Genomic DNA, 17,123 nt, shown 5'->3' on the forward strand with positions numbered 1-17,123 from the left:
CAGTGCTGGCGGCGTTTTGCCCACTTCATAACATCAAATTTTTAAATTATTGTTGTTTGTAATGAACATCACTCAATGCTCTTAGACGTTCTGCTGCTTGCTCGGCGGTTAAATCACGTTGTGATTCGGCCAACATTTCATAACCCACCATAAACTTGCGGATCGTCGCTGAGCGCAATAAGGGGGTAGAAAAGCGCATGCAACTGCCAATGTTCGGTGCTTTCACCTTCATTAAAAAATGGGGCGTAGTGCCACCCCATTGAATAGGGGAAAGAGCACTCAAATAAGTTGTCGTAGCGTGACGTCAGCGATTTAATGGCAACCGCTAAATCGTCTTTTTGCGCTTCACTGAGTTCGCTCATGCGGCGAATATGCGTCTTAGGAAGCAGCATGGTTTCGAATGGCCACGCCGCCCAGTAAGGGACAATCGCGAGCCAATGTTCCGTTTCTACGACCGTGCGCGCGCCATCTTTCATTTCTGCGGTGACATAGTCCACCAGCAAGTTTGAACCTTGCTGTTGATAATATTCACGCATTAAGCGATCTTTTCGCTCGATTTCATTAGGCAAAAAACTGTTTGCCCAAATTTGGCCATGAGGGTGCGGCTGTGAGCAGCCCATTGCTTCACCTTTGTTTTCAAAAGCTTGAACCCAAAGATACTCTTTACCCAATTCTTCAATTTGCCCATTCCATGTATCAACAACGCAGCGCAGTTCTTGGGGGGTGAGCTCCGGCAATGTTATACTGTGGTCTGGCGAGAAGCAGATGACACGGCTAAGGCCACGTACACCTTGAGTTTTAAACAATGGATTCTCTGATTCAGGAGCATCAGGGGAATCTGGCATCAAAGCCGCGAAGTCGTTACCAAATACATAAGTACCTTGGTAGTCTGGGTTCACATCTCCAGAGATGCGATCATTGGTCGGACACAGAAAACACTTCTCGTCGTAAGTTGGCAGTTGTACATGAGAGACCTCCTCACTTTGGCCGCTCCAAGGACGCTTTGCGCGATGTGGTGACACAAGGATCCACTGTCCTGTTAACGGGTTATAACGGCGATGAGGATGATCGACTGGATTAAATTCAATACTCGACATATTACTTACTCAATGGTTAAATTCTAAAAGTCTCTTGAGATAACGAGGCAGCCTTATTCGCTGTCGTAACCGTTGGGGTTACTGGACTGCCAATGCCACGAGTCCGTGGTCATATCTTGTAATGTACGCGTCGCTTTCCAGTTTAAATCCGCCTCTGCTTTAGCAGTGCTTGCCCAGCACTCTGCAATATCACCTGGACGACGAGGGTGCAGATCGTAAGGAATTGGCTTACCGCTAGCGGTTGCAAATGCATCCACCATTTCTAGAACACTGCTGCCTTCTCATGGTACCTAAATTGTAAATATGTAAGCCAGCCTTCAGGCCAACCGCTTTAAGCGCTGCAATATGGCCATCTGCCAAGTCCATCACATGAATATAATCGCGAACGCCTGTGCCATCTGGTGTTGGGTAGTCATTACCAAAAACGGACAGTTTCTCACGACGCCCAACTGCAACTTGAGCAATAAAAGGCATTAGATTATTAGGGATACCCTTTGGGTCTTCACCCATCGTGCCCGACGGATGCGCACCAACAGGATTGAAATAACGTAGTAAGGTGATGCTCCATTCGTCGTCAGAGGTGAACACATCACTCAGGCAGCGCTCCACCATAAACTTACTGGTACCGTATGGGTTGGTAGTATTTCCAACAGGAGAAGTTTCAGTGATGGGCACCACGTCAGGGTCACCATACACCGTGGCAGAAGAACTGAAGATAATGCTCTTAACGCCTGCTTTTCTCATTGCACGAGCAAGAACCAATGTGCCGTTCACATTGTTATCGTAGTACTCAATAGGTTTAGCAACAGATTCACCTACCGCTTTTAACCCAGCAAAGTGAATCACCGACTGAATCTCATGTGCTTCAAAAATGCGATCGAGCAACGCTTCATCGCGAATATCACCTTGATAAAACGTTGGTGCTTGACCAGTAAGCGCTTCAATACGTGCTAACACGGCTTGATTGGCATTGCACAAGTTATCGATGATGATAGGTTCAATACCACTTTCCAACATCTGAACGCAGGTATGGCTGCCGATGTAGCCCATTCCACCCGTCACTAGTACTTTCACATTACACTCCTACGTTTCACTCTAATTACGAGCGAATTATTCCGCGAATACGCGCTCATTCTTCAAACTAAGGAAATTGTAGCAACAGTCAGCAAGATCATACTGTGATCGAACGCAAAAAGTGTAAACGTTTACACAAATAACAATAAAAAAGTCCGGAAAGATCATTTGATCGTAAATAAAGTGATTTAAAAACAGTATTATAATAATTACACATAATGTTAAACGATTACATAATCCTGTATCCTTCATCATGATAATGATGAAGGGGGCATAAAGAAGGGCACTCAATGGAGTGCCCTTGCGACTATTTTTTATTGGCGTATTTCATTGAATCGAGCGCGACAGCAAAGATAATGATCGACCCCTTGATAATGTACTGCCAGTACGGGCTGACGCCGATGTAGGTCATACCATAGTTGATCACAGTAAAGATCAACACGCTTAAGTAACCACACCCGCAATACTACCGACACCACCAGCAAATGACACACCACCTACCACACAAGCAGCAATGGCATCGAGTTCATATAGGAAACCTAGGTTGTTGGTCGCACTACCAATTCGTCCAGCCTCAAGCATACTAGCAAAGCCATAAAACACCCCTGATAATGCATAGACTTTCAACAAGGTTACGGGAACATTTACACCAGAAACTTTTGCCGCTTCTGGGTTACCACCAACCGCGAAGATATTTTTGCCAAACACCGTTTTATTCCAAAGTACCCACATGAATACAATAGCTATAATGGCATAGAAGGTAATATAGGAGAGCCTAAAGTCTCCCATGCGAATAAACCCTTGCGTAAACTCAGAAAAGCGCTCATCAAAACCCGCGATTGGCGAAGCCCCAACGGAGTCATAGTACAAAGAGTTCACACCATATACGATGATCATCGTGCCTAATGTGGCGATAAATGGCGTCACTTTTAAGTAAGCGACAATAATACCGTTCACAAGACCAATGATGGCACCAAGCGCACAAACGACGATAATAACGGCGAAAATCGGTATATCACCTAAATCCGGGAATACTTTATTCACATTGTCTACCGACTGTAGCAATGTTGCAGAAACAACCGCAGCCAAACCAACCTGACGACCTGCAGACAAGTCGGTACCTTGGGTAACAATTAAACCAGCCACACCCAAAGCAATAATGACACGTACAGAAGATTGAGTCAGGATGTTACTAAAGTTTCTTAAGCTTAAAAAAGACGGTTCTTGAATAACAATAATTGCCAATAATATAAAGAGAACCGCATAGATAGCACCTTCTTTTAAGTGCTTCATTGCAAATGATTTAACAGCGTCCATAATAATTTCCCTAGAGGTAACGAGAGGCCAGCTCTAATATTTCACTTTGTGTGGTTTCCTTGGTATCAACGACACCAGCCGCTCGACCATTACTCATGACAAGAATGCGGTCAGTAATACCTAACAACTCTGGCATTTCCGAAGAAATGATAATAATGCCTTTGTTTTTCTTAGCGAGTTCAAGTATCAATTGATAGATTTCAAACTTCGCACCAACATCAATACCTCGTGTTGGCTCATCTAGCATTAATATTTCTGGTTGAGTTAACAGCCAACGTCCAATGATCACTTTCTGTTGATTACCGCCAGACAAAGAACCAATCGAGGTTTCATGAGACGGTGTTTTCACACTCATCGAGTCAATTACCCACTGAGTATCACTTTTCATTTTCTTGTTACTTAACAAGCCCGACTTGGTTTTATAACTGTCGACATTGGCAACCAATGAGTTGAACGTGATATCCAAATTGCCATATATCCCGGTAGAACGACGCTCTTCCGTGACTAATGCAAAACCATTACTGATGGCTTCGTGTGCATCACGGTTCGTCATCTCTTTGCCATGAAGCAAGATCTGCCCTTCGCTTCGCTCGCGAACGCCAAATATGGTTTCAACTATATCGGTTCGACGTGACCCTACTAGACCTGCAACACCGAGGATCTCACCAGCTTTTAAATCAAATGAAATATCTTGAATCGAAGGTTGATTAAGTGCTGTCAGCCCCTTCACTTCTAAAACCGTTTCTTTGGGGACATTACTTTTTTCTGGGAAACGCTGCGTCAATTCTCGCCCTACCATCATTGCGATGATAGCGTCCATATCCAACCCCTCCAGTGGTCGAGTGGTTACCCACTGACCGTCGCGAAGAATGGTTATTTCATCACAAATCGCAAAAATTTCTTCCATTTTATGCGAGATATACACCACACCACAGCCCTTGGCTTTGAGCTTTTTGATAATGGTAAATAGATGATTGACTTCTTTTTCTGTCAGTGACGACGTCGGCTCATCCATGATGACGATTTTTGCATCATAGGAAAATGCCTTAGCTATTTCTAGCATTTGCATTTGAGAAACTGAGAGTGTTTTCACTTTGACTTTAGGATCAATATTAATATCGAGTTCTTCAAAAATTTCTTTGGTATCTCGATACATTTTATCGTGGTCAACAAATAACCCTTTTTTAGGGTATCTCCTAACCATATATTATCCATTACGGTACATTGAAGTACCTGATTCAGCTCTTGGTGAACCATTGAAACACCGGATTCCAATGCTTCTTTAGAGGATTGAAAGTTAATATTATTCCCAAGAAAGACTATATTACCTTCATTTTTTTCATAAATTCCGAATAGGCATTTTAATAATGTCGACTTACCCGCTCCATTCTCTCCCATGAGTGCATGAATGGAATTTGGTCGCACTTTTAAATTAACTTTATCTAATGCCTTAACCCCTGGAAACTCTTTACTAATTCCTGTCATTTCTAACAAAAATTCATGTTCTTGATTAACCATGGCATCACTTTCTTATTATTACAATTAACCACAAGGCGTAACGTACCCTGAACGAGTAATATATACTCGTTCATACTACCTAATATATTCAATATTAATAATTAGGGAGAACACCGTTCTCCCTAATTTGGTCATTACTACTCTAACGTTGACTTATCAACACCAACGTAAGGAACGCGTACTACTTTGTTCGTCATTTCCCACTGAGTACCTTCTGTCGCTGCTTTTCCGTTTGCAAGGTTACGAGCAAGTTCAAACGTCGCCTTTGCTTGCGAGTCAGCATCGTTAAGTACTGTTCCTGCCATTGCTCCTGATTTTACTAGTGCAAGTGCTTCACTCAAGGCATCAACACCGAAGACAGGAACCGCAACACCAGCACCTTTCAGAGCTTCAACTGCGCCCATTGCCATGCCGTCATTGTTAGCAATGACCACTTCGATTTTGCTGCCATTAGGACCAGATAACCATGCATCCATCTTATCTTTTGCCATCGCGGTATCCCACATGCCAGTATCCATGTGCAGTTCATCGGTTTTGATGCCGTTATCGTTGATGGTTTTCACTGAGTAAGACGTACGAGCTTCTGCATCTGGGTGACCAGGTTCACCTTTTAGCATCACGTATTGGATGACACCGTCGCCATTCTTATCCCAAGCAGAGTTTGCTTTCCATTGCTGAGCAATCAAGTCGCCTTGGATAATACCAGACTCTTTAGAGTCTGTGCCTACGTAATACGCTTTGTCATAGCTATCAAGTGCTTTACGGCTTGGTTCTTTGTTATAGAAAACAATTGGCACATCATCCATTTTTGCTTTCTTAATAATGCTTGGTGCAGCGGCAGGGTCCACAAGGTTAATTGCTAACGCTTTTACACCACGAGCAAGCATGACATCTACTTGGTCATTCTGCATTGATTGACTGTTTTGAGAGTCATTCATCAATACGCGAGTATCGCTGTCTTTGTCTGCTTCTTTTACGATCGCTTGACGAACAACCGACATAAAGTTGTCGTCATATTTATAGATCGTAAAACCAACCGTGGTGCTTGCAACCGCTTGAGTTCCAAAGCCCATACCAGCACAAAGTGCAGCCAAGAGTGTTAACTTTCTCATTGAACAAGTCCTATTTGTAAATATTATAATTGAGTTTTGTAGGGGGTAAAACGTTCGGGTTCAGCTTACAACCTGCTCAACATGAAAACGTTTAACCTGAAGTATAGTGACAAAATGAACAATTAATGTGAGGAAGTTAAAAAAAATCACAACCGTAACAAAAGTTGTCAAAACCAAGCCAAATTGTTTGAATTAGTTAACAAACAAAGGAAAAACAACGTCTCTCAATGTTTCACAGTGTAACATCGAGACAAAGATCTCCTTTTTTGACGATTTTATATGATTTTATTTACCTCGTTTTTAGGCCTCAAAGTGGTAACGATTACATTTTAGCGTATTCACTTACGATCATTCGTCGGTAAAGTATTGCGTTTGGTTAATTAGCGAGTACACTTGCGTCCCCCCACTCTGGGTCACTCTGATTAGGCCTTAATCTCATGCCAAAAAACGCTTCAACGCTCAGCAAAAGAATGAATATTGTTGCCCTCACTTGGCCTATTTTCATAGAGGTTCTTTTACGCACCGCGCTCAATACCACCGACGTATTCATGCTCAGTGGTTACTCAGACGCAGCGGTATCCGCTGTCGGGGTTATCACACAAATCACCTTTTTCCTGATTGTTATTTCTATGATGGTGAGCAGCGGCACTGGCATACTCATCGCACAATACAATGGTGCTTCACGATTTTCAGATTCCGCGCAAGTGGCAGTAGCAAGCATTATTCTTGCCTGTGGTGTGGGTACTTTTTTAAGTCTTGCGTTGTTTTTCGGGGCAGAGCAGTTCATCACATTATTTGGCTTAGCCGATGATGTGGCGGCTTTTGGCTATGACTACCTTATTATTAGTGGCTCCATGACGTTTAACGTCACTATTGGTATTGTGCTCACCACCATACTTCGTAGTCACGGCTATTCTCGCTCACCGATGGTGATCAATCTCATTGCTGGTGTTATCAATATCGCTTCGGTAACTATTTGGCGCTATACCAACCCTTTGGGCTCCCCGTCTACGGTGTCAGTGGTGTTGCAACCGCGACGGTTGTCAGTCAAGTGATTGGTACGCTGTTGATGTGCCAAGTCGTACGTTCAAAAAATATCGACCTCCCTTTTACCCAATGGCGCACAATCCCTAGCGCCTTATTCAAAAAAATCATCAAAATCGGTGCCATGAATGCTGGTGAGATTTTATCCTACAACCTCGCCCAAATGACGATTGTCTATTTTGTTGTGCAAATGGGGACGTCTTCATTGGCGGCTTACACGTATGCTCAAAACATCACACGGGTCTCGTTTGCGTTTGCGCTAGCTTTGGGTCAAGCTGGACAGATACAAACCAGTTACTTTATTGGCAAGGGATGGGCCGATGATATTCTCACGCGAATCCAAAAATACTATCTCGTTGGACTGGCGGTTTCGACCAGTATCATTTTGGTGTTGTTTGTATTCCGCTACCCGTTGATTGATCTCTTTACCCAAGAAAGCGAGATCGTCGCCCTCGTCGCACTATTAATTGCTTAGCTCAATTTTTGTCGAATCTGGTCGTGTCTCTAACCTCATTTTTATAGCTGCGTTAAAAGGTTCTGGCGACATTAAATTCCCCGTTCAAATGGGCATTTTAAGCATGTGGGGCGTTGCTGTGGTTTTTAGTTACCTGTTGGGCATCCACTGGGGATATGGCGTGATCGGTGCGTGGATCGCAATGGGGATGGATGAATGGGTAAGAGGCATTGTCATGATTCGTCGCTGGCGTTCCAAAGTCTGGGTTCGTTTTCAACTGTCCTAGTTACCTTTTCTCCTAGTTACCTTTTCTTCTAGTTACCAAGTTAACCGTTACGTGCCTCCGCTTATTGTGGGGGCACGTAAACCAGCACGCTGACTTCTTCAGAGCGTTCTAAACCTATCTTATTTGAATTAACCTTGCATACTCAGCCGCAACTGATATTGATACTGACGTTGCAATAGCTTAAATTCCTCATGGACACTTGGTGTCCATGAATCATCACCGCCCACTCCCATATGAAAGCCATCCAAACGGACAAAAACAACGCCACTGTCACGCAGCTCGTGGGTGTGTTTGGCAGCGCTTAACGCAGAGGTACTGTATCGGCTTACCGACAAGTGATGCTCACCCGTAATCTGGAGTGCACCTATCTGACTATGTTTAACATCTGTTCTTAGCCCGCAATCCGTAGGAAATATATAAGGAGTATGCATGTCGTCAATGGAAGCGTGGTATCGGCCCATGTGCGCCGCGAGCTTCCTGTCTGGATAGTTTTCAAAAGGCCCCCGTCCATACCAAGACACGCTCTCAAAAGATGGATGTAACGCCAACTCCATACCCACCCTAGGTAACGATGGAAGCCCCGGTGCGGCTTCAACCTGAACATCAATATGAACCTCACCATTTTGATAGATTTTGTAGCACCAAAGCGTCTCAAAAACACAATGATGGTTAAACCGATAGGCTCGACGAGATTCAACTTGATAATAATGCGGACGAGCAAAATGCTCAAAGTCGATACATTCGACCTCTAGTGAAGGTAACCCAGCCGCATCCCAACGAGCGACCCATGAGTTAGGATCAACATGATTGGCTTCACTGGTACCAATATCATTATCCAATGGTGCGCGATAAAAGTTATCTTTTAATGGCTGGGCCAACTGTTCCACATCATCTACGCTCCAAGAGACTAGCTCTCCGGATGTAGAATCAAACACCATGACTTGTTCACTCGCATGTAACGTCACCTTATCGCCACTTATTGTTGTCGTCGCTACTCCGGAGCCATTAGCAGGCTTGTGCTTCAGGCCAAGCGCACTCGGTAATTCAATTTGTTGTGACGATAGAACGTGATTCGCTTCCGACCATGGCGTCGCACACGTTTTAACGATATCGATGTTCAAGTGATAATCACACCCGATTTTCGCTGTAGGTAATACGTCCATCAACGACAACAGCACCTCACCTTGTGGCGACACCTGTAACGCTTGCGAACCTTGAGCGATCACATGGCCATCTTCGGTCATATTCCAATGCAGCGCTTCATCTTCCGTCGCCGTAAATAAGTACTCACTTTTTACTTTGACGCGAACAGGAGCCGTTGAAATTAGCGTTATACAATGAAATTGTTGCGCTTTTTTTGCCTCATAAAGCGCTGGATGCGCACTCCTGTCGGGGAACACTAAACCATTAATACAGAACTGACGATCATTGATATGATCGCCAAAATCCCCGCCATAAGCCCAATAATGGACCCCGTTTTGATTCACTTTGCTCAGCCCTTGGTCAACCCAATCCCAAATAAAACCACCTTGCAGTCGCGGGTACTCTCGAAACGCATCCCAATACTTATCAAAACTGCCTAGGCTATTTCCCATCGCATGTGCATACTCACACAATATCAATGGGCGATCTTCACCTGGCATCGTTAGCCACTTTTTAATGCCAATTTTAGGCGTGACATTAGGATCGGCCGCAAGGCGTTGGTCACGGTCAACTCGTGCATACATCGGAGCAATGATATCCGTTGCCGCCGTATCCGAACCCCCGCCTTCATACTGCACTGGACGAGAAGGATCGCGCTGCTTAGTCCATTGATACATCGCGTGGTGGTTATTGCCAATACCCGATTCATTTCCTAACGACCATATGATGACAGAGGGGTGGTTCTTATCACGCTCAACAAGGCGAGTCATACGGCGCAAGTAGGCATTCACCCAAGTCACATCGTCTGACAAACGGCACATGGGGAATTGACCGTGGGTTTCGATATTCGCTTCGTCCACTAAATACAGGCCAAATTCATCGCAGAGCTCATACCAAAGAGGATCATTTGGGTAGTGAGCAGTACGCACCGCGTTAAAATTATTCTGTTTGAGCAGTTTAATGTCTTCAATCATCGCATCTCGAGTCATGGTATGACCTAATTCTGGATGATGCTCATGGCGGTTCACTCCGCGTATAAGTAGCGCTTGACCATTCACTTTAAGCTGACCTGAAGTGATCTCCACACAACGAAAACCCACATTGTAAGCTTCGCAGTCGACAAACTTCCCTTCTTCGTCTTTTAGAACCACGACTAAACGATACAAATTCGGCGCTTCAGCACTCCACTTTAGAGGGCTGTCAATGTTGATACTATGCTCTGCTAACTCTTGCCACGCCCCTTTTTCATCAATAAGGCGTTGTGCAAATTTAGACACCTTTTTGCCAAAAACGCTCACACCCTGCCTATCGAACAATTCAGCCTCTACTGAATAAGAACTGCACATTGCTCGCTCTTCTGGCGTGACACTGATGTGAGTTGATACCGTTAACAACGCGTCTCGATAGCACGCGTCCAACTCGGTATTAATCGCCACATCTGCAATAGCGATACGTGGCTTAGTCCGTAGTGTCACATTCCGAAAGATGCCACTCAACCACCACATATCTTGATCTTCGAGATAAGACCCATCAGACCAGCGCAACACCATCACCACAAGCTGATTATTACCCACCACTAACGCATCGGTAATATCAAATTCAGCGGCGAGACGGCTGTCTTGTGAATACCCAATCCAACGACCGTTTAGCCATAAGTGAAACGCCGAATTCACGCCATCAAATGTGAGTGTATGCCGCTGCTCCGTATCCAGACTCGTCATATCAAATGCCACGCGATACACCCCTGTTGGATTGTCACTTGGCACTTTAGGGGGCGTGTCTGCAAACGGGTATTTCACATTGGTATAAATAGGTTTATCGAAGCCTTGAAGTTGCCAATTACTAGGAACGGAAATTCTTGCCCATGAGGCATCATCAAACGTAGTGCTAATCACCTCTTCCTCTACCAACTCTGGCTTTGCGAAGCACTTAAATTGCCATTCACCATTTAGGCTTCTTTCATTGGTGGATGAACGGTTTTGCAACGCGGCAGGCTCACTATGAAAAGCATGCAAAGGCGCGTGAGCATTAAGTACATTGTGGTGGGTAACGTGCTGGTTTTCCCACTCACGAGCAAACAAAATTTCAGAAAAAGATCTCATGGTACATTCTCGCCATACGGTAATTGGTAACGTTTACACTTGGACGTTACCACCGTTTGCTGACAAAAAAAGCACTAGAGGTTGGATTTAAGACAAGGTTAGCGACAAATTCATAACCTTGTGGAAGTGATCACTTTATTGCTTAACCTTATTAGGACGACGAGTGTTAGCCAACCCGTCATTACAGCGCAGTAATAATCGCGTCGTACAATGAATCCTTAAGCCACGACACTTTGTGATTCATATGTGAGTGGGTTTTCCATATTAACGAGATATCAAAGTCTGCCACAGGCACCGGAGGTGCGACGGCGGTTAACGCGCTTTGCATCAGGCTTATCTCCGCCATTTTCTTTGGCACGATGGCAAACATTTCTCTTCCATGAACCAATCGGCCTATCGTCAAAAAGTTTCGTGATACGGCGTTGACGGTGCGAGATTCACCGACCGCATCGAGATGTTTATCTACTGGGGAGTGAAAGTCGCCAGTAGGACTTACAAGGCAATGAGGTTTGGAAACAAATGTGGCGATATCTAATGTCTTCACCTGACAGACCGAAGCATCATAAATACAAACATGCTTTTCGGTATACAATTTTTGCGAGGAAAATGAGTCTTCGAGATCGGGAATACTGCCAATCATAATATCGAGACGTTGTTGCTCGCAGACCTTGGTGTAGTTATCTCGATTCACATTAATAAAGCGAAGTTTCGCTTTCGGGGCTTGAGACATGACGGCATCATAAATAATCGGAGCAAAAATAAATTCAGCGTAATCGGTGAGTCCTATTTTACACACCCCATCGTACTCGGACGGTTGAAAATCACGCTTAGGCATCACTTTAAATTCAAACAAATTCAATATCTGCTCGACAACCGGAAACAGTTCATAAGCGCGCTCAGTTGGAAGCATTTGATGCCCTTTCCTCTCAAATAACGGGTCATCACATAACACCCGTAATTTCGCTAAACTATGACTCATCGCAGACTGGCTGACATAACTTTGCGCTGCCGCTTCAGACACGCTCTGTGTTTGATAAAGGTGATAAAACACGACCAACAAATTGAGATCAATGCGTCTCCAGTCCACCTCCCCCAATCCTATTTCACTCATAGTACAAACCAAATTTATTAATTTGAGTCATTATAATGCTGACAGTACTATTTGTGCCAATGAAACTCCCATCTAAAGGTTCCGAAGTGACAGCACTATCAAAAGACTCTGCGCCGAATGAGTCATTATTTTCCATTTTCAAACTCTTTTTTGCGCTAGGTTGGGTCAGCTTTGGCGGACCAGCGGCTCATATTGGGTACTTCAGACAAACTTTTGTTGAAAAAATGCAATGGTTGTCCGATGAAGAATACGCGCAAATGGTGGCGCTCAGTCAATTTCTTCCCGGTCCTGGTTCAAGCCAAGTTGGCTTTGCCGTGGGTTACCAACGGGCAGGGTTAGGTGGCGGAATCATGGCATTTCTCGGCTTCACCCTTCCTTCGATTATTTTAATGATCGCGCTGGCTTTACTGAGCAGTCAGTTAACCGAGTCGAGTTACTTTCAAAGCCTGGTACACGGTCTAAAACTGCTCGCAGTCGTTGTGGTCGCCGATGCGGCTTGGGGAATGTATAAAAACTTCTGCCAACAAAAGCTCACGGTCGCACTCTGTATTTCAACAGCCGTTGCACTGTTGCTGTTCCAGAGTGTTATAACGCAAATTGTAATTTTGCTGGCTGCAGCGTTAATTGGGGTGCGCTACTTAGCAAATCCGGACTTACGCCCAACGCAATCATCGATAAAACTGTCTTACTTCCCAATAGGCCTCTTCTTCGCCTTATTGTTTGGTCTACCTCTGATAACTTGGTTGTCGCCGTCATTGCAGTTATTTTCAGATTTCTTCCAAGCAGGCAGTTTAGTGTTTGGTGGGGGGCATGTCGTCTTACCGTTGCTACAAAATATTGTCGGCGACCAAATTACTCAAGATGTGTTTCTTACTGGTTATGCGGCAGCGCAAGCCGTTCCAGGTCCTATGTTTACCTTTGCTACTTACATCGGCTATGCCTTATTGCCAAATGCACCTATATGGGGCGCGATTATCGCGACTCTAGGCGTATTTATACCGGGTTTCTTACTATTAGTTGGCGTATTAAAGCACTGGCAGCAATTAGCAAAAGTCCCTGCCATTTCAGGTGCGCTCAACGGTGTCAATGCCGCGGTTGTCGGCTTACTGATTGCCGCCCTGTATCAACCGGTATTTATCAGTGCTGTCATCGAACCTATTGATTTTGCTTGGGTGTTGGCGGGAGGCTTACTTCTAAAGCAGTTCAAACTGCCTATCGTATGGATGGTGGCTTTTTTCGCTATTGCTGGGCTTATTACCCCTTTTGTCCAAAACTTAATATAAATCAATAATTGATGCAGTTTTAATCAATTTTACTCGTCACACTTATCGGCAAGCCTTACACTCTTTTAAGGGGTTAGGTTTGCCGAATGCTCATGCCTTTCCACACTCTCTTCAAATCTATCCCTTCAACTTAACTGGTTCACTTTACTTCGCTCACTTAAATACAATAGCGTTGATTTGACAACTGTCCATTCCAGACACCGACGCTAGCGAAACAGCCATTAACGTTGCTCACGCATAGGAGGCTAGTATGAGAAAGGAATATTTGGACAATGATAGGCGCTCCCATTCGCGTAGCTACTCTATCGGTCAAGAGCTAAAAACCACCCATCACGCGTTGCGTCAAGAGATACCAGAGCTCGCTAGAGTATCCATCGCGCTCTTTGACCCTGCTTATTCGGAGTTGAGAACGTTCGTGCATAGCACAATAGAAGGCTCACCATTAGTGCGTTATCGCGCTCCTATTTCACCATCAACTTCATTGGGTAGATTAGTTTGTCAGCAAAAGAGTCGGGTGGTGAATGACATTGCTTCTAACATTACCGCGAACTCCCCCATTCCACATGGCTACTTGAACAAGGCTATGCCGCATCACTCACACTGCCCATCTTGGACCAAAATCAATTTACTGGTTTACTGTTCTTCGACGTCAACAAACCGCAATTTTTTGACGCTTTAACCGTCGATGAACTCACCCTACGAACGCAAGAAATCACGGCTTTAGTCAATGAGCAAAGTACCTTAATACAAGCAGCTGAAGAAATGGCGCACTCGGTTCGCACTACATCGCTCGTTGGAGAGCGTGACAATATTGAGCATGCCTATCGCGTTGGGCAATATGCCCACATCATCGCGGATCATATCGCGCCTCTCTACCAACTTGACGATGAAACCATCGATCATATTGTCCGATTTGCCTGCCTACACGATATTGGCAAGTATTCAACGTTAAGCTCCAAACAGTGCTCACTTTGGTTACAGGATTGGGATAACGCCACCTTAATCGCAGGTAGAGTGCAGCAAGGCGTCAACTTGATCAATCAACTCGCGCGTCAAGTGAGTGAACGACAATATGCTTGCACCCACTTACTCAGCGATATCATTCGTTACCACCATGAATACTTAAATGGGACCGGTTATCCATTTGGTCTTAAACACGCACAGATTCCGATTGCGGCGCGCATTGTGACCGTCGCCAATATTTTCGATGCGTTAACGAGCCACCGCCATTACAGTGAATCGTGGTCATTGACTCACGCACTGCTAGAGCTCGAAAAAATGGTGGCACAAGGGCAGCTCGATGGTAATTGTGTTCACCCATTGCGCTGTCATCAGAACAAAGTTAAAAACATTATGCTGACCAATGGTCACTTTGCTAGCTAAGACATAAACCGCTCACTCTTTATCGGGTGAGCTCACACAAAAGCTGAGTATTTACTCCAATTCTGTGCTCAGGGACACGAATTATCACAACTCGACACTTGCAGTAGTCGCACCATGAGGCTAATATTGTATTTGTTAACATTAACTTAACAATAAAATAACTATAAATTATCGTTCTACACGAAAACGGAGTTCAAGAATGATACTGCCTAACGAAAGCGCACACTCCAGCTGTACACTACCACCGCCCAATGAAATGATCCTAAAATGGGCACAAGAACGACCTAATGAGGTCTACCTTAAGCAAATCATTAATCGTGAATTTGTTGAATTTACCTACGCAGAAGTGGCGGATAAAGCACTACGACTTGTCTCGTCGCTTCGTGCACTCGGCATTCAGCCGGGCGACAAAGTGGCACTCATCTCTAAGAACTGTGCAGAGTGGTTTATCTGCGATCTTGCACTCATGCTTGGAGACTATGTCAGCGTCCCTGTTTTTCCGACTGCCGGGGCAGATACGATTGAATACTGTATCACGCACAGTGAAAGTAAAGCGTTGATCGCCGGTAAACTAGACGACGACGCCGCTACTGCTCAGGTTATCGCTCAATTACCTGATGTTGTCAGTATCGCTCTACCTTACGACAGTGCGCCTGCGTGCCAGTACACGTTTACCGACCTTATCGCTAAGCACGAGCCAAGTACTGAGCGCCCCGTCCATCATGACGATAAGCTCATGTCTCTCGTCTATACCTCGGGGACTTCAGGATTACCAAAAGGCGCCATGCTCACTTTTGGTGCTTTTAGTTGGTCGGTGCAAATGCTCATTGACCATATTGGCATAGAGGCGAATGACCGCTTGTTTTCTTACCTGCCGTTGGCACACATCACTGAGCGTGTGTATATTTTTGGATCATCTATCCAAGGCGGCGTAATGACAGCATTCCCAGAATCGCTCGATACCTTCATTGAAGACGTCAAAATGCAGCGGCCTACGTTGTTTATTTCTGTTCCTCGTTTATGGACCCTATTCCAACAGCGTATCCAAGATAAACTGCCGCAGAAGAAGTTAAATTTCTTACTGAAAATACCGTTTGTAAACTCGCTAATTAAGAAAAAATTAATCGACGGACTAGGACTGGATCAAGCCAGAGTTCTAGGCTGTGGTTCTGCACCGATTTCTCCTGCGCTATTGGAGTGGTATCACAAAGTCGGACTTAATATTACCGAAGCATGGGGCATGACTGAAACCTTTGCCTACAGTACGATCAACCACCCGTTTAAAGCGGATAAGATCGGAACCGTTGGCAATGCAGGTCCGGGAATAGAGCTAAAAATCGCGGCCGATGATGAAATTATGGTTCGAAGTAAGGGCTTATTCTCTGGGTACTACAAAAATGACATTGCAACACAAGAGTGTTTTGATAGCGAAGGATGGCTACATACTGGCGACGTAGGAGCCATTGATACCGAAGGCTACCTCAGCATCCAAGGACGTAAAAAGGATAACTTCAAAACAGCCAAAGGCAAGTTTGTTGCTCCTGTCCCCATAGAGAAAAAGCTTTTCGAATATAGCCGCGTAGAAATGATGTGCTTGATTGGCTTAGGGCTACCCGGTCCCATTTTATTAGTGGTGCCACATGATTTCCCTAACTTCGACAAAAAACGCTATGCACGTACTGCTGAGCGCGTTGTTAAGCGAATGAACAAAGAACTCGAGTCACACGAACAGATAAAAGGCGTGTTGATGATCAAAGACCCGTGGAGTATCGAAAACGGTATTTTGACGCCAACCTTAAAGATTAAGCGCCACCTACTTGAGCAGAAGTACCACGAGACGGGTCATAACTGGCCGAAAGACCAATTGGTCGTCTGGGAAGAGTAAAGGTTTACTCTTCACATCTTCCCCTTGAAAAGAGGCGCTCACCGCGCCTCTTTTTCGCCATCCAGCTTATCATTGCCAAAATAATCTTCGAGATTCTACTTCAGCCTCATTCTGAGTTAGGCCAATATCCCTTAACATATGATCCGACATTCCGTGAAGAGAACGTCTTGTGACGTAGTTTCGATGCCACACTGTCAGTATGAGTAAGAATTTCTTACTCAACATCGCCAGTTGACTGTGCATACCATCATCAATTTGTATACCTTCTAGTGCATTTAGGTTTTTCATCGCATATTCCCTCTCGCTTTTGGTTA

8 protein-coding genes and 5 pseudogenes are annotated in these 17,123 nt (G+C 44.7%); 5 read left to right on the plus strand and 8 right to left on the minus strand.

Going from position 1 to position 17,123, the window contains the following annotated elements; all coding sequences use genetic code 11:
* Positions 1 to 46 precede the first annotated feature (46 nt).
* The 5 genes and pseudogenes from galT to mglB all read right to left on the minus strand — a co-directional run bounded on the left by galT (position 47) and on the right by mglB (position 6,118).
* Positions 47 to 1,097: pseudogene (gene galT, locus AC0L66_RS14560) on the minus strand (galactose-1-phosphate uridylyltransferase).
* A 53-nt stretch (positions 1,098 to 1,150) separates the two neighbouring features.
* A pseudogene (galE, locus tag AC0L66_RS14565) lies at positions 1,151 to 2,171 on the minus strand (UDP-glucose 4-epimerase GalE).
* Between the two features lie 307 nt (positions 2,172 to 2,478).
* Positions 2,479 to 3,488: pseudogene (gene mglC / locus AC0L66_RS14570) on the minus strand (galactose/methyl galactoside ABC transporter permease MglC).
* A gap of 10 nt (positions 3,489 to 3,498) precedes the next feature.
* Positions 3,499 to 5,006: pseudogene (gene mglA / locus AC0L66_RS14575) on the minus strand (galactose/methyl galactoside ABC transporter ATP-binding protein MglA).
* 137 nt (positions 5,007 to 5,143) lie between these two features.
* Positions 5,144 to 6,118 (minus strand): galactose/glucose ABC transporter substrate-binding protein MglB, encoded by a 975-nt coding sequence (gene mglB, locus AC0L66_RS14580; protein ID WP_265673757.1) that lies wholly within the window; start codon positions 6,116 to 6,118, stop codon positions 5,144 to 5,146.
* A gap of 437 nt (positions 6,119 to 6,555) precedes the next feature.
* Here mglB and AC0L66_RS14585 point away from each other — a divergent pair.
* A pseudogene (locus tag AC0L66_RS14585) lies at positions 6,556 to 7,902 on the plus strand (MATE family efflux transporter).
* Positions 7,903 to 8,030: 128 nt separating this feature from the next.
* Here AC0L66_RS14585 and AC0L66_RS14590 read toward each other — a convergent pair.
* Positions 8,031 to 11,147 carry a beta-galactosidase gene (locus tag AC0L66_RS14590; protein WP_473567784.1) on the minus strand — a complete coding sequence of 1,039 codons (3,117 nt, stop codon included), beginning with the start codon at positions 11,145 to 11,147 and terminating at the stop codon, positions 8,031 to 8,033.
* A gap of 181 nt (positions 11,148 to 11,328) precedes the next feature.
* Positions 11,329 to 12,258 (minus strand): LysR family transcriptional regulator, encoded by a 930-nt coding sequence (locus tag AC0L66_RS14595; RefSeq protein ID WP_265673754.1) that lies wholly within the window; start codon positions 12,256 to 12,258, stop codon positions 11,329 to 11,331.
* A 35-nt stretch (positions 12,259 to 12,293) separates the two neighbouring features.
* On the opposite strand from AC0L66_RS14595, the gene chrA reads away from it, so the two are divergent.
* The 4 genes from chrA (at position 12,294) to AC0L66_RS14615 (ending at position 16,809) form a co-directional block, all read left to right on the plus strand.
* Positions 12,294 to 13,541, plus strand: a complete 1,248-nt coding sequence (gene chrA / locus AC0L66_RS14600) for a chromate efflux transporter (protein WP_473567785.1) — start codon at positions 12,294 to 12,296, stop codon at positions 13,539 to 13,541.
* A 250-nt stretch (positions 13,542 to 13,791) separates the two neighbouring features.
* Entirely contained in the window at positions 13,792 to 14,220 is a 429-nt protein-coding gene (locus AC0L66_RS14605) for a hypothetical protein (protein WP_473567786.1), read from the plus strand.
* On the plus strand, positions 14,151 to 14,924 hold the full coding sequence (locus tag AC0L66_RS14610) for an HD-GYP domain-containing protein (RefSeq protein ID WP_473567787.1): 774 nt from the start codon (positions 14,151 to 14,153) through the stop codon (positions 14,922 to 14,924). Before AC0L66_RS14605 ends, AC0L66_RS14610 begins: the two co-directional genes overlap by 70 nt.
* 199 nt (positions 14,925 to 15,123) lie before the next feature.
* The gene (locus AC0L66_RS14615) at positions 15,124 to 16,809 is read left to right on the plus strand and encodes an AMP-binding protein (RefSeq protein ID WP_473567789.1); all 1,686 of its coding nucleotides are present in this window, start codon (positions 15,124 to 15,126) and stop codon (positions 16,807 to 16,809) included.
* Between the two features lie 69 nt (positions 16,810 to 16,878).
* On the opposite strand, the gene AC0L66_RS14620 is transcribed toward AC0L66_RS14615, so the two are convergent.
* Positions 16,879 to 17,097, minus strand: a complete 219-nt coding sequence (locus tag AC0L66_RS14620; protein ID WP_265673750.1) for a DUF1127 domain-containing protein — start codon at positions 17,095 to 17,097, stop codon at positions 16,879 to 16,881.
* Positions 17,098 to 17,123: the final 26 nt, after the last annotated feature.

It is taken from the genome of Vibrio sp. GJ43-1 (assembly GCF_055808835.1).

What these genes read in the sequence shown, in the direction of transcription:
- mglB (WP_265673757.1), bottom strand. Translation starts at nt 6,118, where the DNA reads ATGAGAAAGTTAACACTCTTGGCTGCACTTTGTGCTGGTATGGGCTTT.
- AC0L66_RS14590 (WP_473567784.1), bottom strand. Translation starts at nt 11,147, where the DNA reads ATGAGATCTTTTTCTGAAATTTTGTTTGCTCGTGAGTGGGAAAACCAG.
- AC0L66_RS14595 (WP_265673754.1), bottom strand. Translation starts at nt 12,258, where the DNA reads ATGAGTGAAATAGGATTGGGGGAGGTGGACTGGAGACGCATTGATCTC.
- chrA (WP_473567785.1), top strand. Translation starts at nt 12,294, where the DNA reads ATGCTGACAGTACTATTTGTGCCAATGAAACTCCCATCTAAAGGTTCC.
- AC0L66_RS14605 (WP_473567786.1), top strand. Translation starts at nt 13,792, where the DNA reads ATGAGAAAGGAATATTTGGACAATGATAGGCGCTCCCATTCGCGTAGC.
- AC0L66_RS14615 (WP_473567789.1), top strand. Translation starts at nt 15,124, where the DNA reads ATGATACTGCCTAACGAAAGCGCACACTCCAGCTGTACACTACCACCG.
- AC0L66_RS14620 (WP_265673750.1), bottom strand. Translation starts at nt 17,097, where the DNA reads ATGAAAAACCTAAATGCACTAGAAGGTATACAAATTGATGATGGTATG.